Origin of the sequence: Neorhizobium petrolearium (assembly GCF_029854435.1) — a bacterium.
GTDB classification, from domain to species: Bacteria; Pseudomonadota; Alphaproteobacteria; order Rhizobiales; family Rhizobiaceae; genus Neorhizobium; species Neorhizobium petrolearium.
On the sequence record NZ_CP123000.1, the window covers coordinates 4,440,730 to 4,461,179 of the forward strand.

At 61.2% G+C, this 20,450-nt stretch carries 20 protein-coding genes; 9 read left to right on the forward strand and 11 right to left on the reverse strand.

Translation table 11 applies throughout. From position 1 onward, the window contains the following. Positions 1-114: 114 nt before the first annotated feature. Positions 115-705, reverse strand: coding sequence for an RNA 2',3'-cyclic phosphodiesterase (thpR, locus tag QEO92_RS21580; protein WP_037156708.1), 591 nt, complete (start codon positions 703-705; stop codon positions 115-117). Between the two features lie 66 nt (positions 706-771). Next, positions 772-1,437 carry an arylesterase gene (locus tag QEO92_RS21585; RefSeq protein ID WP_037156706.1) on the reverse strand — a complete coding sequence of 222 codons (666 nt, stop codon included), beginning with the start codon at positions 1,435-1,437 and terminating at the stop codon, positions 772-774. A 77-nt stretch (positions 1,438-1,514) separates the two neighbouring features. On the opposite strand from QEO92_RS21585, the gene QEO92_RS21590 reads away from it, so the two are divergent. The 4 genes from QEO92_RS21590 (at position 1,515) to QEO92_RS21605 (ending at position 6,402) form a co-directional block, all read left to right on the forward strand. Continuing rightward, positions 1,515-2,225, forward strand: a complete 711-nt coding sequence (locus tag QEO92_RS21590; RefSeq protein WP_037156705.1) for an ABC transporter ATP-binding protein — start codon at positions 1,515-1,517, stop codon at positions 2,223-2,225. Continuing rightward, positions 2,222-4,765 carry an ABC transporter permease gene (locus QEO92_RS21595; RefSeq protein WP_227704376.1) on the forward strand — a complete coding sequence of 848 codons (2,544 nt, stop codon included), beginning with the start codon at positions 2,222-2,224 and terminating at the stop codon, positions 4,763-4,765. The genes QEO92_RS21590 and QEO92_RS21595 overlap by 4 nt, the downstream gene beginning before the upstream one ends. 233 nt (positions 4,766-4,998) lie before the next feature. Beyond that, a complete protein-coding gene (locus QEO92_RS21600) occupies positions 4,999-5,736 on the forward strand; it encodes a Bax inhibitor-1/YccA family protein (RefSeq protein ID WP_037156701.1) in 738 nt (245 codons plus the stop codon). 108 nt (positions 5,737-5,844) lie between these two features. Continuing rightward, on the forward strand, positions 5,845-6,402 hold the full coding sequence (locus QEO92_RS21605; protein ID WP_227704377.1) for a GNAT family N-acetyltransferase: 558 nt from the start codon (positions 5,845-5,847) through the stop codon (positions 6,400-6,402). Position 6,403: 1 nt separating this feature from the next. Here QEO92_RS21605 and QEO92_RS21610 read toward each other — a convergent pair whose 3' ends face one another. The 4 genes from QEO92_RS21610 to acnA form a co-directional block, all read right to left on the reverse strand. Continuing rightward, positions 6,404-6,793: a DUF2794 domain-containing protein gene (locus tag QEO92_RS21610; RefSeq protein ID WP_210053518.1), complete on the reverse strand. Its 390-nt coding sequence runs from the start codon at positions 6,791-6,793 to the stop codon at positions 6,404-6,406. 297 nt (positions 6,794-7,090) lie between these two features. Next, positions 7,091-7,840, reverse strand: a complete 750-nt coding sequence (locus QEO92_RS21615) for a DUF1223 domain-containing protein (protein ID WP_037156694.1) — start codon at positions 7,838-7,840, stop codon at positions 7,091-7,093. 211 nt (positions 7,841-8,051) lie between these two features. Continuing rightward, on the reverse strand, positions 8,052-8,789 hold the full coding sequence (locus tag QEO92_RS21620; RefSeq protein WP_200884000.1) for a sulfite exporter TauE/SafE family protein: 738 nt from the start codon (positions 8,787-8,789) through the stop codon (positions 8,052-8,054). A gap of 317 nt (positions 8,790-9,106) precedes the next feature. After that, the gene (gene acnA / locus QEO92_RS21625; protein ID WP_037157272.1) at positions 9,107-11,800 is read right to left on the reverse strand and encodes an aconitate hydratase AcnA; all 2,694 of its coding nucleotides are present in this window, start codon (positions 11,798-11,800) and stop codon (positions 9,107-9,109) included. Positions 11,801-12,069: 269 nt separating this feature from the next. Between acnA and ccmA the strand changes: the two genes are divergently transcribed. From ccmA to QEO92_RS21650, 5 genes are all read left to right on the forward strand, one after another. Then, positions 12,070-12,714, forward strand: a complete 645-nt coding sequence (gene ccmA, locus QEO92_RS21630) for a heme ABC exporter ATP-binding protein CcmA (RefSeq protein WP_037156692.1) — start codon at positions 12,070-12,072, stop codon at positions 12,712-12,714. Positions 12,715-13,036: 322 nt separating this feature from the next. Further along, positions 13,037-13,696 carry a heme exporter protein CcmB gene (gene ccmB, locus QEO92_RS21635; RefSeq protein WP_227704378.1) on the forward strand — a complete coding sequence of 220 codons (660 nt, stop codon included), beginning with the start codon at positions 13,037-13,039 and terminating at the stop codon, positions 13,694-13,696. A 44-nt stretch (positions 13,697-13,740) separates the two neighbouring features. After that, the gene (locus tag QEO92_RS21640) at positions 13,741-14,499 is read left to right on the forward strand and encodes a heme ABC transporter permease (protein ID WP_227704379.1); all 759 of its coding nucleotides are present in this window, start codon (positions 13,741-13,743) and stop codon (positions 14,497-14,499) included. 5 nt (positions 14,500-14,504) lie between these two features. After that, positions 14,505-14,690 (forward strand): heme exporter protein CcmD, encoded by a 186-nt coding sequence (ccmD, locus tag QEO92_RS21645; protein WP_037157268.1) that lies wholly within the window; start codon positions 14,505-14,507, stop codon positions 14,688-14,690. After that, on the forward strand, positions 14,687-15,292 hold the full coding sequence (locus tag QEO92_RS21650) for a DsbE family thiol:disulfide interchange protein (RefSeq protein ID WP_037156686.1): 606 nt from the start codon (positions 14,687-14,689) through the stop codon (positions 15,290-15,292). Before ccmD ends, QEO92_RS21650 begins: the two co-directional genes overlap by 4 nt. On the opposite strand, the gene QEO92_RS21655 is transcribed toward QEO92_RS21650, so the two are convergent. From QEO92_RS21655 to dapF, 5 genes are read right to left on the reverse strand one after another with little or no spacing between them, the layout of a single operon-like run. Further along, the gene (locus QEO92_RS21655) at positions 15,293-15,835 is read right to left on the reverse strand and encodes a DUF2585 domain-containing protein (protein WP_244446965.1); all 543 of its coding nucleotides are present in this window, start codon (positions 15,833-15,835) and stop codon (positions 15,293-15,295) included. A gap of 44 nt (positions 15,836-15,879) precedes the next feature. Next, positions 15,880-16,530 (reverse strand): septation protein A, encoded by a 651-nt coding sequence (locus QEO92_RS21660; protein WP_227704380.1) that lies wholly within the window; start codon positions 16,528-16,530, stop codon positions 15,880-15,882. A gap of 52 nt (positions 16,531-16,582) precedes the next feature. Further along, positions 16,583-18,157, reverse strand: a complete 1,575-nt coding sequence (ftsY, locus tag QEO92_RS21665; protein ID WP_227704381.1) for a signal recognition particle-docking protein FtsY — start codon at positions 18,155-18,157, stop codon at positions 16,583-16,585. Positions 18,158-18,177: 20 nt separating this feature from the next. Continuing rightward, complete coding sequence (gene mtaB, locus QEO92_RS21670; protein ID WP_227704382.1) at positions 18,178-19,452, reverse strand: tRNA (N(6)-L-threonylcarbamoyladenosine(37)-C(2))-methylthiotransferase MtaB; 1,275 nt, start codon at positions 19,450-19,452, stop codon at positions 18,178-18,180. Continuing rightward, positions 19,449-20,351 (reverse strand): diaminopimelate epimerase, encoded by a 903-nt coding sequence (dapF, locus tag QEO92_RS21675; RefSeq protein WP_227704383.1) that lies wholly within the window; start codon positions 20,349-20,351, stop codon positions 19,449-19,451. Before dapF ends, mtaB begins: the two co-directional genes overlap by 4 nt. Positions 20,352-20,450 lie beyond the last annotated feature (99 nt).

A 20,450-nucleotide genomic window follows, 5' to 3' on the forward strand; every position in this document is an offset into this window, starting at 1 on the left:
TGCATTGTCCATCGCGCAGGCAAGTTTGCGATCGCGATCGGGCAGGCTTCCCGCCACGTGTGCGGTCAGGAGCGCGCCCACCTTCGAGTGGCTGTTGAGCCATTCCGGTTCAAATTAAAGGAGGCCTTTCACCGGCTCCAGATCGGCACTATAGGCGTGACTGTAGCCAACCTCCCGCAGCGGGAAAACCTCTTCCGTGAGGTAGGGGCCGCCACCGACTGATTCTTTCGATGAGAGCAGCACAAAACGCCCGACGGTGAAGGGCGCCGTATAAAAATTACCGCGGCCGGAGAGGTAATGCACCACATCGTCCAGACGGCAATTCTTGAGCCGCGCCAGCGTCACATGCGGCATGAACTTGCGCGGATCGGGAGGCAGGCCGATCCGCTGGCAGATCCGCTCTATTTCCGCCTGGAGCGCATACATTTCCGGCGAAGGAGCAACGCCGGCCCAGATCGAATGCGGCTTCTTGGAACCGAAGGAACCGATCCCCGTCAGCGTCGCCTGGAATTCCGGCCTGTCGATCCGATCCAGCCGGTCAACAATCTCGTCGGCCGTGCGTCCATCGACATCGCCGATAAAGCGTAGCGTGATGTGGTAATTCTCGACATCGATCCATCGGGCCCCGGGAAGCCCGCCGCGCAGAAGTGAGAGGCTCATGGCCACATTGCGCGGAATTTCGAGGGCGGTGAAAAGTCTCGGCATGGGGACCTCCTCGAATCTCTTGCAGATGCTAACAGCGAATCACGCAACAGGGTTCCGTGCAAGATATTATTTTCGTTTAGCCTTGATCTCCCCCAGGAAGCTTTCGACCGGTTGGATCGTCTTCTCGACCATCACCGAAACCCCTTTGGCGTTCGGATGCATGCCATCGTCAAGCTGCATGCCCTCCACCGTGGTCACACCATCGAGGAAAAAGGGATAAAGCGGAATTTCATATTTGTCGGCAAGCCGCTTGTAGATCGGATTGAAGCGTTCCGCATAATCACCACCCATGTTCGGTGGAGCGAGGATGCCGACCAGGAAAACCGGAATGTTCCGCTCCTTGAGGCGCGCGAGGATCGCATCGAGATTCTTCTCCGACTGCTCCGGGGAAATCCCGCGCAAGGCGTCATTGGCGCCGAGCTCCAGGATCACGCCATCCGTCCCGTCCGGCACCGACCAGTCGATACGGGAAAGTCCGCCGGACGTCGTATCGCCGGAAACGCCGGCATTGGTGACGGCGACATCATGGCCTTTCGCTTTCAGCGCTGCCTCGAGCTGCGCCGTGTAGGATTCGGGAGGAGCAAGCTGATATCCGGCCATCAGACTGTCCCCGAAGCCGACAAGCTGGATCGGCTCGCTCCGACCTCCGGTATCCTGTGCGGCCGCCGGAATTACGGCAAAGCAGAGCGTGAACATGACGATGAAGTGAAGGAGGCTTGCTTTAAAACTCACGATCCGTCTCCTAGATTGGACGCTACCGCAACGCGGCATTCGGGTTCAGCTTCACGGCTAATATAGGACGGTTCGCTTTGACTAAAACAATCATCACGCTGAAGAAGGCTGACCTGACATTGGGTAGTGCGGCAGCCTCCGTGCATGTATTGAAGAAGATCGACCTTGAAATCCGTGCCGGCGAAGCGGTGGGAATTGTCGGCCCTTCAGGCTCCGGCAAGTCGACGCTTCTGATGGTTCTGGCCGGCCTGGAGCGCCTGGACAGTGGTGAAATATTCATCGACGACGTTGCTCTCCACAGGCTGTCCGAGGATGCTCTGGCCGACTTTCGTGGCCGCAATATCGGCATCGTCTTCCAGTCCTTTCATCTGATCGCCAACATGACGGCGTTGGAAAATGTCGCCGTGCCGCTCGAACTCGCCAATGTGAAGAACCCATTCGATACCGCCAAAAGGGAGCTGACCGCCGTAGGCCTCGGCGAGCGGCTGACCCACTATCCGGGCCAGCTTTCGGGCGGCGAACAGCAGCGCGTGGCGATCGCCAGGGCGCTGGCGCCTTCGCCTGCCGTATTGATCGCCGACGAACCGACCGGAAATCTCGACACCGAGACCGGGCGGCAGATCGCCGATCTCCTCTTTGCAAAGCAGGCCGAACGCGGCATGACCATGCTGCTCGTCACCCACGACAATGCGCTTGCGGCCCGCTGCTCGCGGCAGATCCGTGTCCGTTCCGGCGAGATCGTCGCAGATACGGTGCCTCAGGTTCCGGTGCAGGCGGTTTCCGCATGAGACGCACACTCCCCCGCATTGCCATTTCCTTCCGCCTGGCGCTCAGGGAAATGCGCGGCGGCCTGGCGGGTTTCTATATCTTCCTCGCCTGCATCGCGCTTGGCACTGGCGCGATTGCCGCGGTGAATTCCGTCTCGCGCGCCATTACGGACGCCATCGCAAGCCAGGGCCAGGAGATTTTGGCAGGAGACGTCCGCTTCGAACTCAACAATCGGGAAGCGACGGGCGAGGAGCGCGCCTTCCTCGATAGCCTCGGCCAGGTCTCCGTTTCCACCAGCCTGCGCTCCATGGCACGCAAGCCGGACGGTTCGGATCAGGCTCTGGTGGAGGTGAAAGCTGTCGACAACGCCTATCCGCTATACGGCACCTTCGGTTCCGAACCGTCGGCGCCGCTTGTCGATCTCCTTGCAAAGAACGGTGACGCGTTCGGCGCGCTGGCCGCTCCTTTGCTTTTGGAGCGCCTCGGCATCAAGGACGGCGACCAGATCCTGCTCGGCAATACCAGGCTGACCTTGCGCGGCACCATCACCGCTGAGCCCGATGCTCTTTCCGACGGCTTCGGTTTTGCGCCGCGCCTGCTCGTCAGCCGCGATGCGCTCGTTGCGTCTGGCCTGATCACCACCGGCAGCCTTGTCGAACATGCCTATAAGGTGCGGCTCGACGATCCATCCACGCGTTCGACGCTTCAGGCTCGTGCCAACCAGGAGTTCCCAAGCGCTGGCTGGTCGATACGTGTAAGCGATCGTGCGGCGCCGTCGCTGACCGAGAATGTCGACCGTTTCTCGCAATTCCTGACGCTCGTCGGCCTGACCGCCCTGATCGTCGGAGGCGTGGGTGTGGCCAATGCCGTGCGGGCCTTCCTCGATGCGAAGCGCACGACGATCGCGACGTTCAAGTGCCTGGGCGCACCGGCTCCGGTTGTCACGCTGATCTATCTCATCCAGATCCTGGCTCTTGCCGGGATCGGCATCGTCATCGGGCTTGTCATCGGTGCAGTTGCGCCTTTTGTTGCGCTGCAATTCCTGGAAGGCGTTCTGCCCGTACCGAAGGAGACGACCTTCTATCCGTCGGCGCTGGCGCTCGCCGCTCTCTTCGGCCTTCTGATCACCTTCGCCTTCGCGATACTGCCGCTTGGTCATGCGCGTGAAGTGCCCGCAACAGCGCTCTTCCGCGAACAGACATTCGACAACACACGCCTGCCCTCCTGGCCCTATATTATCGCCGCGGGTCTGGCGCTGGCTGCCCTCGCCGCGCTTTCGATCGCCTCGGCCGAGGATAGGTTCATCGCCTCGGTCTTCCTGGCCGCGGTGGCAGGCGCTTTCATTCTGCTTCGTCTCGTCGCCGTCCTCATTGCCACCCTCGCGAGAAGAAGCCCGCGCGTGAACTCGCCGGCCCTGAGGCTTGCGATCGGCAATATCCATCGGCCCGGCGCTCTCACGCCCTCCGTCGTCCTGTCGCTGGGTCTCGGTCTTGCCCTCCTCGTGACGCTGGCGCTGATCGACGGCAACATGCGCCGGCAGCTCACAGGCCAGATCGCCCGGCAGGCGCCGAACTTCTTCTTCGTCGATATTCAGGGGGCCGAACGGGATGGTTTCCTGAATATCCTGAAACAGCAGATGCCTGAAGGAGAAGTGACCCAGGTGCCGATGCTGCGCGGCCGCATTCTTGCCTTCAACGGTCAGGACGTGACGCAGATGAATGTGCCGCCCGCCGGGCGCTGGGTGCTGCGCGGTGACCGCGGCATCACCTACGAGGAAAAGCTGCCCGATAATTCGACGTTGACGGCAGGCGAGTGGTGGCCGGCCGATTACTCCGGCGAGCCGCTCGTCTCCTTCTCGGCGGAAGAAGCCGGCGAACTCGGCCTGAAGCTCGGCGACACCGTCACTGTCAATGTACTCGGCCGCAACATCACGGCTCGCATCGCCAATTTACGCCAGGTGGAATGGGAATCGCTCTCCATCAACTTCGTGATGGTCTTCTCGCCCAATACCTTCCGTGGCGCTCCGCATGCCTGGCTCGCCACGCTGACCGATCCCTCCGCCACGGCTCAGCAGGAGGCCTCTATCCTCCGGGCCGTGACCAATGCCTATCCGACCATCACCAGCGTCAGGGTGAAGGACGCGATCGACATTGTCGACCGGCTCGTCGGTCAGCTGGCGACGGCGATCCGCGCCGCAGCGGCTGTCGCGCTCATCGCCTCGGTCCTGGTTCTGTCCGGCGCCCTCGCCGCGGGCAACCGGGCCCGCACCCATGATGCCGTCATCCTCAAGACCCTCGGCGGCACCCGTAACATGCTGATGCGCGCCTTCAGCTACGAATACATGATCCTGGGCGCCGCGACCGCCGTCTTCGCCCTTTTCGCCGGCGGCATCTCTGCCTGGTTCGTCGTGAGCCGCATCATGAAGATACCGTCGGCCTTCCTGCCCGATGTCGCAGTCGTCACGCTCGTTGTCTCACTGGTCCTGACGGTCGGAATCGGGCTTGCAGGCACCTGGCGCATCCTCGGCCAAAAGGCCGCGCCGGTCCTTCGGGAGCTCTGATTCAAGCATCGGTAGCATTTTCCGTTAACTCTCGGATCAAATTACTGTCAAAGCGTCCCATAGGTTGCTAAATCGCCGCTTTGGTTTGCGTTTTCGCTTCTCACGCCTCTTGTATGTAAATCGATCTCACATCATATTGACAGCAGGCTTGCTGGAGCTCCGCAGCGGCGCCTGGGTCTGTTGAAAAAGGGGGCCCGACACCGTGAATAATTCCGGAGCTTAAAGAGGAAACAATGGCTGACTTCAACAACTACCAGAACCGAATGGCGCAGACCCGCGCCCAATCCGGTGCCATGATCGACGAAGGCCTTCGCGCCTACATGCTCAGGGTTTATAACCTGATGGCTCTCGGTCTGGCGATCACCGGTGTAGCTGCCTATGGCACCTACGCTCTGGCGGTTTCCAATCCGGCCTTCGCCCAGCTTCTCTATGCTTCTCCGCTCAAGTGGGTGGTCATGCTGGCTCCGCTGGCGATGGTCTTCTTCCTGAGCTTCCGCGTCCATAAGATGAGCGTCCCGGCTGCGCAGATGACCTTCTGGATCTATGCCGCGCTGATGGGCCTGTCGCTGTCCTCGATCTTCCTAGTCTTCACCGGCCAGAGCATCGTCCAGACCTTCTTCGTCACCGCGGCCTCGTTCGGCGCCCTGTCGCTCTACGGCTACACGACCAAGAAGAGTTTGTCCGGCTTCGGCTCGTTCCTGATCATGGGCCTCTTCGGTCTGATCATCGCCTCGATCGTCAACATCTTCCTGCAGTCATCTGCGATGGGCTTTGCCATCTCGGTGATCGGCGTCCTGATCTTCGCAGGTCTTACCGCCTACGATACGCAGAAGATCAAGGAAATGTACTACGACGGCGACGAGGTCGCAGTCATGGGCCGCAAGGCGATCATGGGCGCCCTGACGCTCTACCTCGACTTCATCAACCTCTTCATGTTCATGCTGCAGTTCCTCGGCAATCGCGAAGAATAACGGCGTGGAACAAGAACTGAAAAAGCGGCCCGGCGGGCCGCTTTTTTATTGCCCGCTCGCGCGCCTCGGCATAGGTTCGATCGTCACCTTCCACAAACCCGCCCGCCAATGACCTTCCGCCTCCGCGACGCTACAGAAGCCGATCTTCCCGCCATCACCGAAATCTATCGCGACAGCGTGCTGAACGGCATCGCGAGTTACGAGATCATCCCGCCCGACCAGGCCGAGATGACGAGCCGTTACGAGGCGATCAGGGCCAGGGCCTATCCCTATATCGCCGCCGAAGATGAGGAAGGCACGCTTCTCGGCTATGCCTACGCTTCGGCCTTCCGGACCCGCCCCGCCTATCGCTGGCTGGTGGAGGATTCGATCTACCTCGCTCCGGCAGCCCGTGGCCGGGGCGTGGGAAAGGCGCTTCTGCGAGAACTGCTCGCCCGTTGCACCGCTCTCGGCTTCCGGCAGATGGTGGCCGTCATCGGTGGCGCGAGCCCGGCTTCCGTAGCACTGCATCAAAGCCTCGGCTTCGAACTGACCGGCACGCTCAAGGGCACCGGCTTCAAGCACGGCAGATGGCTGGACACGGTAATGATGCAGATTGCACTGGGCGAAGGTACCACGACCAGCCCCGACCCGGCTGTTTATCCCGGGACGCTCTTCACCGAATAGATCAGTCGATGAGCTTCAGCATCTTGTCGAAGACCCTGAGGACCTGCGGCAGTTCGTGGCCGCGCTTCAGGGTCATACCGTGCGTATTGAGCACACAGTAGGCGCCCTGCTTGTTGGCCAGTTTGGGATTCTTCTCGATCCGGAAGAGCGGCGTCTCGCCCGACCGTTTAAAGATGGAAAAGACCGCCCGATCCTTGAGGTGGTCGATCGCGTAATCCTTCCACTCCCCTTCTCCGACCATGCGGCCGTAGATTTTTAAGATCGCGTCAAGCTCGCGCCGATGAAACGTCACCGGAACGGGATCGCGGCTCTGCCGGTATTCGCTGAGATTGACGACGACGGGTGCATCCTGGGATCTTTCTCCCCCGGGCAATTCCGGCTGATCGGTCATCAAGGCTCCCAAATCACTAGATGTCGGAGATGTGACAGTGTGCCCGAGAGCCTTAAAAAATCAACCCCGGGCCGAAGCCAGCCTCATGCGCGTTCATACGTTTTTATTCTTGCCCCATTTCGAACAAAACAGTGCCCGATTTCGAAGCGAGATTGCTCCGCGTTGGTTGGCGCGATTTCAGCGCCATATGGCCCGGTCTGGTGCATTGACCCTTACCCCCAGCCCCCCAATGTTCCTGGACCGGGCCGCCGACACCTTATTCCGAAAAGCACAATGAGCCGACGAACCGCTTCGCGGTCAGTATTTCTTGCGGCCGGCCATCAGGATCGTTGCGCCGAGGATTGCCGCCGGCTCACCACCCGGACCGGACGTCTGTAACAGGATTGCGCAGCCGTCTTTCTTGGACTTGCCCATCAGCTTGCCCGGCAGCGTGAGTTTCATGCTCTGGCCGTTCCACGTCCCGACCGACTGCACGTCATAGACGCTGTGCCAGTAGTCCATGGTCTTGCCGCTGTTCTCGCCCTTTGTGATTTCCACCTGCTGACGTTTTGTGAAATAGGCGACGACGACATCGGCCTGCCCCTTGCCTCCGCCGATCTCGATCTCGATCTCGTCGCCGCGCATGGCAGCCGTGACCGGTACGATGAGCCCTTTGTCCGTCTCGCGGAGTTCCTTCACCTTGCCGTTTATGATGGAGAGATCCTTGCCCTTGACGTGATCCCGACCGTTGATGACCGCCTGCGGCGTATAAACGCCGCTGCGGCCGAATGTCTTGGCATAGCCGTATTGCCGCTCGGTGTTTTCCTTCGAGCTCAACGTGTCGGTCCAGCCGAGATAGTTCCAATAGTCCACGTGATAGGAGAGCGCGATGATATCGCCCTGCGCCACCAGCTCACCTAAAGTGGCGTCCGCCGGAGGGCACGAGGAACAACCTTGAGACGTGAAAAGTTCGACCACGCCCTTCGGCGCCCTTACCTCCCCCGCCGGAGCGACGCCCGCATAAAGCAGGCCCGCAAGCACGATAATGGAGCGGAGACGGAACAGCATGGGTGGCAGACCTTTTTATCAGGGCAACTGTTATCCACGATTGCCCCTGGTGATCAAGAACAATCGAATGGCCTGGAGGATCGGATGGCGGAAGGTAACCGTCCCGCCCCCTCAAGAGAAAGTCACGAAGGGGTGAGGACCGGATAATTGATCGGCTTTGTCAGCGGCGATTGTGGGCATGCCACACCTTCCTCCAGAGGTCCCGGCAAAGTCAGATCAGTTTCAGCAGCCCTTGGGTGAAATAGACGGCTCCGATGCCGGTGACGATCCAGCGCGTCCAGGCGCGGAAATTCTGATCCGTCATTCTCTGCAGGATGTCGTTGCCAGCGCGCGTGCCGAGGATGGCGATTGGCGCGGCGATCAGGATCGAGATCCAGTCGGTCGGCGGCAGTGCGGTTGCCGCGTTCCAGTAGAACGCCACCTTTGTTGCATGCGAGGCGACCTGCACCGCGGCTTTGGTGGCGATTACCTTGCGCCGGTCCATCATCGTTCGGATGAAGAAGATGTCGATCGTCGGACCGGAAACGCCAACGCCCACGGTCAATGCTCCGGCGATCAACCCGCAGATGAGGGCGTGGTGAGGCTTGGACGCATCGAGTTGCAGCTTCGAGACCGGCAGCCAGACGAGGATCGGCATCAGGCCGATCGCGATCGATACGACGATGATATCCGGCTGATAGTCGACGATCAAAAGGATGATACTCGATATGACGAGGCCCAGGCCGAGGATACCGAGGATCCTGTAGTCGATATAGGCGCGGGAGAACCAGGCGCGCGAGCCGTTGGACACCATCTGGATGACGCCATGGATGGCGATTGCGGTCCCGACGGGAAACAGGAAGAGCAGCACCCAAAGCAGGATCAGCCCGCCCGCCATTCCGAAAATCCCCGAAAGCAGCGATGTCAGGAAAACGATGACGGCCATTCCAATGAGGATGACGACGGTCAAGGGCGGAACCTTAAGTTAGCGAGTCTCACCTGGATGAGAGGCGACACATGTATTGGAGGTAGGGCTTACCCCCTCATCAACAAAATCTAAGACTTAGCTACGCTAAGCTCTTGATTTTGTAACCTCTCCCACCAAGGGAGAGGTAGACTCGTGGCAGCGCGGCATCCCGATCTCTCCCCTTGGGGAGAGAAAGCGATTTCAACATCTTAGCTGAAAGCTAAGTGCTGGAAATCGCAGGTGAGGGGATTTGAGTGGGAATCTACACTCTTCCGCAATTCACCCGCCGACCTTCGCCGGCGGGTGACCATCCGACAAGATCAGGCGGCAAGATCGCGAAGAACGGTCTGCAGGATGCCGCCGTTGTTCATGTAGATGACCTCGTCGAGCGTATCGATGCGGCAAAGGATGTTGATCTCCTTCACCGTACCGTCGCCGTAGGTGATCTTGGCGGTCTTCCACTCGCGCGGCTTGATGTCGCCTTCCAGGCCCTCGATGGTGACCGTCTCGTCGCCCTTGAGACCAAGGCTTGCCCAGGTCGTACCTTCCTCGAAAACGAAGGGTACGACGCCCATGCCGACCAGGTTCGAACGGTGGATGCGCTCGAAGGATTGGGCGATGACCGCTTTGACGCCGAGCAGGTTGGTGCCCTTGGCCGCCCAGTCGCGCGACGACCCGTTGCCGTATTCGACGCCGGCGAAGATGACGAGCGGAACGCCCTCAGCCTTGTACTTCATGGCCGCGTCATAGATCGACATCTCTTCCTTCGACGGATAGTGGATGGTGTAGCCACCTTCCTTGCCGTTCGGGCCGAGCATGTGGTTGCGGATGCGGATATTGGCAAACGTGCCGCGCATCATCACTTCATGGTTGCCACGCCGTGTGCCGTACTGGTTGAAGTCGGCAACCGCGACGCCGTGCTCGGTAAGGTAGGCACCGGCGGGCGAAGCGGCCTTGATCGAACCGGCCGGAGAAATGTGGTCGGTGGTGATCTTGTCGCCGAAGAGACCGAGGACGCGGGCGCCCTTGATGTCCTTGATGCCGCTGCCCTTCTTGCCCATGCCGACGAAGTAGGGCGGGTTCTGGACATAGGTCGAGTCGTCGTCCCAGGCATAGGTCTGCCCCGGAGGAACGTTGACCGCCTGCCAATTTGCATCGCCCTTGAAGACGTCGGCATACTTGGTTTCGTAAAGTTCGCGGGTGACGTATTTCAGGATGAATTCCTGCACTTCCTTCGAGGTCGGCCAGATATCCTTGAGGTAGACCGGCTTGCCGTTCTGGTCTTCGCCGAGCGGCTCGGAAGTCAGGTCCTTCTGCACCGTGCCGGCGAGCGCATAGGCGACGACGAGCGGCGGCGAGGCAAGGTAGTTCGCCTGGACGTCCGGCGAGATGCGGCCTTCGAAGTTGCGGTTGCCCGAGAGCACGCCCGAAACGATGAGGCCCTTGTCGTTGATCGTCTTGGAGATCGGCGCCGGCAGCGGACCGGAATTGCCGATGCAGGTGGTGCAGCCGAACCCGACGAGGTTGAAACCGAGCTTGTCGAGATCAGCCTGCAGGCCGGACTTCGCGAGATATTCGCCGACGACCTGGGATCCGGGCGCCAGCGAAGTCTTGACCCAGGGCTTGGTCTTGAGGCCCTTGGCGACCGCATTGCGGGCGAGAAGGCCGGCAGCGATCAGCACCGACGGGTTGGAGGTGTTGGTGCAGGACGTAATGGCGGCAATCGCCACATCGCCATGCCCGAGATCGAAGTCGGTGCCTTCGACCGCATAGCGGTTATTGAGCTGGCCGGGCTTCTTGTAGTCGGTGTCCATCGAACCGGCAAAGCCGGACGCGATGTTTTCGAGCGCGATGCGGCCTTCCGGGCGCTTCGGGCCGGCCATCGACGGCACGACGTCGCCGAGGTCGAGTTCCAGCGTATCGGTGAAGACGAGGTCGGAACCGTCGCCCTCGCGCCACATGCCCTGCGCCTTCGAATAGGCCTCGACGAGCGCGATGCGCTCCTTCGTGCGGCCGGACATGTTGAGATAGTTGATCGTTTCGCCGTCGACCGGGAAGAAGCCGCAGGTCGCGCCGTATTCCGGACCCATGTTGCCGATCGTGGCACGGTCGGCGAGCGGCATGTTGTCCATGCCCGGGCCGAAGAATTCGACGAACTTCGAAACCACGCCCTTCTTGCGCAGCATCTGCACGACGGTCAGCACGAGGTCGGTCGCGGTGACGCCTTCCTTCAGCTTGCCGGTCAGCTTGAAGCCGATGACTTCCGGCAGCAGCATCGAGACCGGCTGGCCGAGCATGGCGGCTTCTGCTTCGATACCACCCACACCCCAGCCGAGAACGCCGAGGCCGTTGATCATCGTGGTATGCGAATCGGTGCCGACGCAGGTGTCAGGATAGGCGACCGTTTCGCCATCCTCTTCCTTGGTCCAGACGGTCTGGCCGAGATATTCGAGGTTGACCTGGTGACAGATGCCGGTGCCGGGCGGAACGACCCGGAAATTCTTGAACGCCTGCTGGCCCCATTTCAGGAAGCGGTAGCGTTCGCCGTTGCGCTGGTATTCCAGCTCGACGTTGCGGGCAAAGGCCTGCGGCGTGCCGAATTCATCGACGATGACCGAGTGGTCGATAACGAGATCGACCGGAACGAGCGGATTGATCTTTTCCGGATCACCGCCGAGCGCCTTGATGCCGTCGCGCATCGCGGCAAGGTCGACCACCGCCGGAACGCCGGTGAAATCCTGCATTAGCACGCGGGCCGGGCGATATGCGATTTCGGCTTCGGTCTGTCCCTTGTTGTTCAGCCATTCGGCAACAGCGAGGATCTGTTCCTTGGTGACGGACTGGCCGTCTTCGAAGCGGAGCAGGTTCTCGAGAAGGACCTTCATGGAGAAGGGAAGCTTCGAGACGCCCGGAAGACCGTTCTGCTCTGCCTTGGGCAGGCTGTAATAGACGTAGTCCTTGCCGCCCACGGTCAGGACGGAACGACAATTGAAGCTGTCGAGAGATTTGGTCACGGAAAACAACCCCGCTGATATAGAGCCAACACGCGCGTGCGGACGCCTATGCACTTCATGCACATCAGGATGCGGGTGCGACCATTTCCGCTGTCCGCACGAGAAGATTTGTGGGTCTTCAGGTTCGGCGCAAGATGGAAATCACGCCGGCCGCTGGCGTGGTTGCAGTGCTTATAGATAATTTCTAAGAAGGGTTCCAGACACTTGAAGCCCCATCTCGAACAATTTTTTGGATAGGGGCGAGCGAAACCCGAACGAAGGTCTCCGACATGCGGCTGACGGCCGAAAATTTGAGCGCCAGACGCGGGCAGGACCTGATTTTCAAGGGCATCTCTTTTAACCTGGGGACCGGTGAAAGCCTTGTTCTGACAGGGCGGAACGGGTCCGGAAAATCAACCCTGCTGCGGGTGGTGGCGGGATTGCTGCATCCCGAAACCGGTCGGGTGACATGGCATTCCGACGCAGCCGAATCAGGGATGCGCGCGGCCGAGGCCTGCCACTATCTCGGCCATCGCAACGCCATGAAGGCGGAACTCTCGGTCTTTGAAAACCTCTCCTTCTGGAAGGAGTTCCTCGGCGATTTCGAGGGCGGCCAGGGGGTCTCCATCAGTGAAGCGGCGGAAGCCGTCGGCCTCGGCGACATCACCCATCTTCCCTTCGGTTACCTCTCGGCGGGACAGCAGCGCCGCATGGCCTTCGCCAAGCTGCTTGTCGCTCATCGGCCGGTCTGGATCCTCGACGAGCCGACCGCGGCACTCGATGTGAACGCCGAAAGCGTCTTCACGAACCTGATCAAGGCGCACCTGGCCGATGGCGGCATCGTGCTCGCCGCGACCCACCAGCCGCTAGGGCTGGAGAATGCGAAAGAACTGCCGATGACAGGATTTACGGGTGTGATGGAGGGGATGTGGTGATGGCCTTTTACTTCCCTCTTCATATCCTCGTTACCCCCCTCTGCCCTGCCGGGCATCTCCCCCTCAAGGGGGGAGATCGAATAGCGGCGAAGTCTCGGCCCAAACACAGGCTTTCGGCTGCCGAAGCGGTGTTGAATACGATCGACATTTTGGGAAGCCTGTGCGTCTTGCCGATCTCCCCCCATGAGGGGGAGATGCCCGGCAGGGCAGAGGGGAGTGAGACGCGATCTGCGGTGCAGAGCAATCGATCCAGTGAATCGATTGCAGCGCCGAACGCCATGAGACGAAGCGAAGGGCCAGGAGCAATGGCGGAGCGCTTTCCATGATCTCCCTCCTTCTCCGCGACCTGAAACTTTCGGTGCGCGCCGGCGGAGGGGCGCTGATCGGCGTCTTGTTCTTCATGACGGTGGTCGCCGTCATCCCCTTCGGCGTCGGCCCGGACCTCAATCTCTTGTCGCGCATCGGCCCGGCGATCGTCTGGATCGGCGCACTGCTTTCCGCCCTTTTAGGCCTCGACCGCATGTTCCAGACCGATCGAGAAGATGGGTCTCTCGACCTCCTGCTGATGCAGGAGCACCCGCTGGTCCTGACGGTGCTCGTCAAATGCCTGGCACATTGGCTCGGCAACGGCCTGCCACTCGTCATCGCCTCGCCGCTGCTCGGTCTCTTCATGAACATGAACGAAATGGCGATCGGCGCCACCATGCTGACGCTGCTGGTCGGCACGCCGGCACTCACGTTCATTGGCGCGGTCGGCGCCGCGGTCGCGGTGGCACTGCCCCGCGGCGGCCTGCTTGTCTCGATCCTCGTCTTGCCACTTGCTATCCCGGTGCTGATCTTCGGTGTCAGCGCTTCCTACGCGGCGGTCGAGGATCCTGCCCCGTTTATGCCGCCTTTCCTGATATTAGTGGCGATCACGATGTTTTTTGCCGTTCTCGGCCCGCTCGGTGCGGCACTGGCGTTGAAGAATGCCGGCGATTGACTAGAATCAAGACATCTAGCGCTATGGCAGTTTAGAAAGATTCCATGTCAGAAAGCCTCGCCATCACCAAGTTCAGCGATCTCGCCAATCCGACACGCTTCCTGGCACTTGCGGCCCGGATATTGCCTTGGATGGCGTCGATCACGGCGATCCTTTTTGCCATAGGGCTTTATCTGAGCTTCACGACGGAAGGCGATTACCAGCAGGGCCAGACGGTGCGCATCATGTACATCCATGTGCCGGCCGCCTGGCTGTCGATGATGTGCTACACGGTTATGGCCGCTTCGGCGATCGGCACGCTGGTCTGGCGCCATCCGCTCGCCGACGTCAGCCACAAGGCGGCCGCCCCGCTCGGCGCCGCCTTCACGCTGATTGCGCTCGCCACCGGCTCGCTCTGGGGCAAGCCCATGTGGGGCACCTGGTGGGTCTGGGATGCGCGGCTGACCTCCGTCTTCGTGCTCTTCCTCATGTATCTCGGCCTGATCGCGCTGAACCGCGCCATGGACGATCCCTCCAGGGCCGCGCGCGTCTCCGCCGTTCTCATCCTCGTCGGCTTCGTCAACATTCCGATCATCAAGTTTTCGGTCGACTGGTGGAACACGCTGCACCAACCGGCGAGCGTCGTCCGCATGGATGGCCCGACCATCGATCCGGAGTTTCTATGGCCCCTGCTGATCATGGCCATTGCCTTTACGCTGCTCTTCTTCACCCTGCATGTGATGGCGATGCGCAACGAGATCTGGCGCAGGCGCATTGCCGCCCAGCGCCGCATGGCGGCGCGCATGGCCGGACGGGAGGCTTAAAGATGATGACGCATACGTTCTACATCTCCATGTCCTATGCGGTCACCGCCTTGATTACCCTCTGTCTGATCGGCTGGGTATGGCTTGACGGCCGCGCCCGGCAGAAGGAACTGGCGGAACTCGAAGCCTCCGGTATCCGCCGCCGTTCAGCACAGCCCAAGGGTGACCTGGCGAAGGGTGACGCATCATGAGCGTCGAGACCGAAAACCAGCCGGTACAGCGCAAAGGCTTCGCACGCTACGCGCTGGCGCTGATCCCGCTCATTGTTTTCCTCGGCTTTGCAGGCGTTGCCGGCAAGATGCTCTACGACCAGGACGTCAACGGCCGCGACATTTCCGCCATCCCCTCGGCGCTGATCGGCAAAAAAGCCCCGTCACTTTCGCTCCCACCGCTCGAAGGTTCGAACACGGCCGCTCTGACCGACGCTGCGATCACCGGCAAGCTGACGCTCGTCAACGTCTTCGCCTCGTGGTGCGTGCCCTGCCGGCAGGAACATCCGATCCTCAAGGCCCTGGCCGATGACAGCCGGCTGAATATCGTCGGCATCAACTACAAGGACCGCAATGACAACGCATTGCGTTTCCTCGGTGAACTCGGCAATCCTTATAAGGCAATCGGCGTCGATCCGAACGGCAAGGCGGCGATCGACTGGGGCGTCTACGGCATTCCGGAGAGCTATCTGGTGGGGCCGGACGGCACGATCCTCTACAAACGCGTCGGGCCTTTCGACGAGCGCAGCCTGACCCAGGAACTCATGCCGGCGATCGAAAAGGCGACAGCCGCCAAGAGCTGATCAGGGCAGCGCCGCCTGCCATTCGCGGATCGCATCGACCGGCCAAATGAGCATCAGCACGTTGAGGGTCAGGTTGTCGCGGATGATGAAGCCGGTCAGCAGCTCGAAGAAGATCGCGATCACGACCGTCAGCCAGACCGGCAGGCGCGCGGCGGCGAAGAAACCGATCACCATGAAGACGGTGTCCATCGCCGAATTGATGATGCTGTCGCCGGTATAGCCGAGCGCCATGGTCGCGGTACGATAGCGATCGATGATGATCGGCGAGTTTTCCGCAATCTCCCAGGCCGCCTCGATCAGGATCGCCAGCGAAAGCCGCCCGGTGAGTGGCGCGCGGCGCAGGATCAGCCAGCCGAGACCGTAGAAAAGGAAGCCGTGGATGATGTGGGACGGCGTGTACCAGTCGGACAGGTGCTGCGAGTTGCCGCTGGTGTTCACCCCGCCTTCCCAGAGCTTCACGAACCCGCACTCGCAAATCGGAATACGGCCCATCCAGTAGAGAATGGCAATCTGGCCCAAGAAGAGGATAAGCGCGGCAAGCAGCCAGCGCTTTGACGAGGAGCCGGAGGAGGAAAGGTCGAATGCCGTCACTTTTCGGTTTCCACAGCGGGCTCGGCAATTGTGTGCCGCATGATGAGCGGCATCTGGGCGAGTGTGAAGGCGATGGTGATCGGCATCGTGCCCCAGACCTTGAAGTTGACCCAGACCGCATCGGAGAAATTGCGCCAGACCACCTCGTTCAGCACGGCGAGGAACAGGAAGAAGATGCCCCAGCGGAGCGTCAGCTTCTTCCAGCCTGTTTCGTCAAGCTGGAATGCGGCGTTGAAGACATAGCCGAGCAACGATTTGCCGAACATCAGCCCCACAAGCAGCGTCACCCCGAACAGCGAATTGACGATGGTCGGCTTCATCTTGATGAAGGTCTCGTCCTGCAGCCAGATCGACAGCGAGCCGAAAATCATGACCACGATGCCGGAAACGAAGGGCATGACCGGCAGGTGATGGAAAACGATCTTCGAGATGACCAGCGAAATGACGGTCGCCACCATGAAGAGGGCCGTCGCGATGAGAAGCGGCCCGCCGATCGCCGAAAGCGCCGGGAATTTCGCGACGAGCCATTCTCCGCGCAGGTTGCCGAAAAAGAAGACAAGAAGCGGGCCGATTTCGAGCGCCAGCTTCAGCATGGGATGCTGCTTTTCTTCCTTGGTCGGCGTGATGTCGCTTTCAATCGTCTGCATGGGTTCCAACTTTAAACTCGTACCGGCAAAGCCAAATCGTCTTTCTGTGTCATCAATGCGTCAAACCGGCAATAGCGCTGGCAAAATCCTGCGCCTCGAACGGTTCGAGGTCGTCGACGCCCTCGCCGACGCCGATGAAATAGACAGGCAGCTTGTGCTTGGCGGCGATGGCAACCAGGATGCCGCCGCGCGCCGTGCCGTCGAGCTTGGTCATGATGAGACCGCTGACGCCCGCCACGTTGCGGAAGATTTCCACCTGCTGCATGGCGTTCTGGCCGGTCGTGGCGTCCAGCGTCTGGAGAACCGTATGCGGCGCGTCCGGATCGAGCTTGCCCAGCACCCGGACGATCTTTTCGAGTTCGGCCATCAGCTCGGTGCGATTCTGCAGCCGGCCGGCCGTATCGATGATGAGGACATCCGATTTGTTGGCGCGCGCCTGTTCGTAGGCGTCATAGGCAAGCCCGGCCGCATCCGCACCGAGCCTGGTGCCGATGAATTCCGATCCCGTGCGGTCCGCCCAGATCTTCAACTGCTCGATTGCGGCCGCGCGAAAGGTGTCGCCGGCGGCAAGCATGACCTTGAGGCCGGCACCGGAGAGCTTTGCTGCGAGCTTGCCGATCGTCGTCGTCTTGCCCGTGCCGTTGACGCCGACGACGAGAATGACATGCGGCTTGTGATTGAGATCGAGCTGTAGCGGCTTGGCGACCGGAGACAGGACCTTGGTGATCTCGCCAGCCATGATGCGCGAGACGTCCTCGCCGGTGACGTCCTTGCCATAGCGCTCCGAGGACAGCGCACCGGTGATGCGCATGGCCGTCTCGACGCCGAGATCCGCCTGGATCAGCAGGTCTTCCAGCTCCTCCAGCGTGTCCTCATCCAGCTTGCGCTTGGTGAACAGCGCCGTGATCTGGCCGGTAAGCTGCGATGAGGTGCGGGCAAGACCTGCCCGCAGGCGCTGGAACCAGGTGAGTTTTGGTTGAAGAGCAACCGGCGCGGGCGGGGGTTCCGGGCGGGAAGCGGAAAAACCTTTGGGGAGGACGGGGGCTTCTCTAGCCTCATCTTCCGAGGAAGCACCCCCCTCTGCCCTGCCGGGCATCTCCCCCTCAAGGGGGGAGATCGAGTCGCGGCTCGCTCCCTGCCCTAAAGCAGGCTTCGAATCCGCGGCAGTTTCGTCCAATGCCGGATGAGGCGGCTCATCCGTGATCTCCCCCCTTGAAGGGGAGATGCCCGGCAGGGCAGAGGGGGGTGCTTCCGCAGATGCAACCTCTTCTTCCTCAGCCTCGGCTTCCGCTTGAAGAAGCGACAACGGCACCACGCCGATATCGGTATTGGCTTCCGCAGCGGGAAGGAGCGGAGAAACATCCTCGTCCTCGGTCGCTTCCGGTTCGGAAGGCGCAGCCGACCGGGCCTCATCCTCGCCGACGCTATCCGCCGCAGGTCCACCCGCCGTCTCGATCTCCGTTGGCGCCACCGGATCGACGGGCGAAACCGGCAGGTCTTCGTCGCGGGATTTCGGTTCGAGCTCCGCTTCTACGGCTGCAACGTCTTCCGGCCTTTCAGCCTCAGGTGCCTGCTCTTCGGCGGGCTTGCCGAAGGTGAAAACGCGTTTGATGAAGCCCAATGCCATGAGAGATCAATCCGTTCCGGTTATGCCGCCAGGGCAGGCATCACCTGCATGTCCAGATGTCTGCCGTCATGGCCGGTAATGATAACGCGCTTGAAGTCGCGGGGAACAAGGCCGGGTGCCGTAACCAGCGAAAAGTTTTCGGTATGGGCCATGCCATTGTTCTCGATGATGACCGACTGCTCGGTGCCGACCATGCGATCAAGGTGTGCCCGATGCAGCACCTCGCCACGGGCACGCAGCCTTGCTGCGCGATCCTTGACCAGCGCCCGGTCGAGCTGCGGCATGCGTGCCGCCGGCGTGCCGGGCCGCGGGCTGTAGGGGAAGACGTGCAGGAAGGAGATACCGGCCTCTTCCGCAAGCGTCGCGGCATTCCCGAACATTTCTTCCGTTTCGGTCGGGAAACCCGCGATCATGTCGACCCCGAAAGCAATATCGGGTCGGAGCCGCCGCGCCTGTTCGGTGAAGGCGAGTGCATCGGCGCGCGAATGGCGGCGCTTCATCCGCTTCAGGATCAGGTCGTCGCCGTGCTGCAGGGAAAGGTGCAGATGCGGCATGAAACGCGGCTCGTCAGCGATCAGGTCCCAGAGGTGCTTGTCCGCCTCGATGCTGTCGATAGAGGAGAGACGCAGGCGAAGAATCTCCGGCACTTGTTTCAGCAATGTCTTCGCCAGATAGCCAAGTGACGGCTGGCCGGGAAGATCGGCGCCGTAGCTGGTGGCATCGACGCCGGTCAAAACGATCTCGCGATAGCCGCTTTCAGCGAGTTTGCGGGCCTGATCGACCACGGCGCCCATCGGCACGGACCGGGAATTGCCGCGGCCATAGGGGATGATGCAGAAAGTGCAGCGATGGTCGCAGCCGTTCTGCACCTGGATGAAGGCGCGCACATGCCCGTCGATATGTCTGACCATCTGCGGCGCCGTGGCCCTGACGCTCATGATGTCGTTGACGCGCAGCTTCTCTTCCGCCGAGACGCCGAAATCCGGAAGCGCACGGTAGGACACGCTTTTCAGCTTCTCCTCGTTGCCGAGCACGGCATCGACTTCCGCCATGTCGGCAAAGGTCTGCTTTTCCGTCTGGGCGGCGCAGCCGGTGACGATGATGCGGGCATGCGGATTTTCACGCCGGGCGCGGCGGATCGCCTGGCGGGCCTGGCGGACGGCCTCGCCGGTGACGGCGCAGGTATTGACGAGGATCGCATTGTTGAGCCCCGCCTTTTCGGCTTCGGCCCGCATCACTTCCGATTCATAGGTGTTGAGCCGACAGCCGAAGGTGATGACATCGACGCCGCTCAATTGACCCCGGCCTCCCGCTCCTGGTCTCGTGTGAAGCTGCCTGTTTGAGGATCGACCTTGCCGGACCATTCCCATTCGGCCGGGCCGGTCATCACGACATGGTCGTCTTCCCGCCATTCGATGACGAGCGGCTGGCGGACCGGGCTGGAAGCGACATCGATCGTCACCTTGCGGCCGGTGCGGCCGGTGCGCGCGGCGGACACAGCAGAGGCGCAAGCCGCCGAACCACAGGCGAGCGTCAGCCCGGCAGCGCGCTCCCAGGTGCGGGTGCGGAGCGACGAGGGGGATGAGACCTGCGCCAGCGTGATATTGGCCTTTTCCGGAAACATCGGGTGGTTTTCGAGGAGCGGGCCGAAACGTTCGAGATCGAAGCTCATCGGGTCGCGATCGACCCAGAAGATCGCATGCGGATTGCCCATCGACATGACCGACGGCGAATGCAGCACCGGCCGATCGATCGGCCCGATCTGCAGTTCGATACGGCTCGTATCGAAGAATTCTTCCGCGAGTGGAATGCGGTTCCATTCGAACACCGGCTTGCCCATGTCGACCGAGATCGTGCCGTCTTCGTGCTCCCGAGCGTTCAAAATGCCCGCGACCGTCTGGAAGGTGAAGGCCTTGCGGCCGGTCTCGGCGGCAAGCGCCTGGACGACGCAGCGCGTACCGTTGCCACAGGCCTGCGCCTTGGAACCGTCGGAGTTGAGGATGTCGATAAAGGCATCGGTGCCTTCCGCCTTCGGATCGTGGATCGCCATGATCTGATCGAACCGGGAGGCAGGATCGGCGTTCAGAGCAATGGCGGCCTCCGGCGTCACCTTGTCGGTGCGGCCGCGCATGTCGATGACCAGGATCTCGTTGCCAAGCCCGTTCATCTTCGCGAATTCGACCATATCTGCCATGACGCTCAATCCATTCCGGGCAAAATGCCGGTCTCTTGGGGCGTATATGGCGGAAATGCGGGGAAATTACCAGTGGGCGCAGATGGATAGACTCACCCC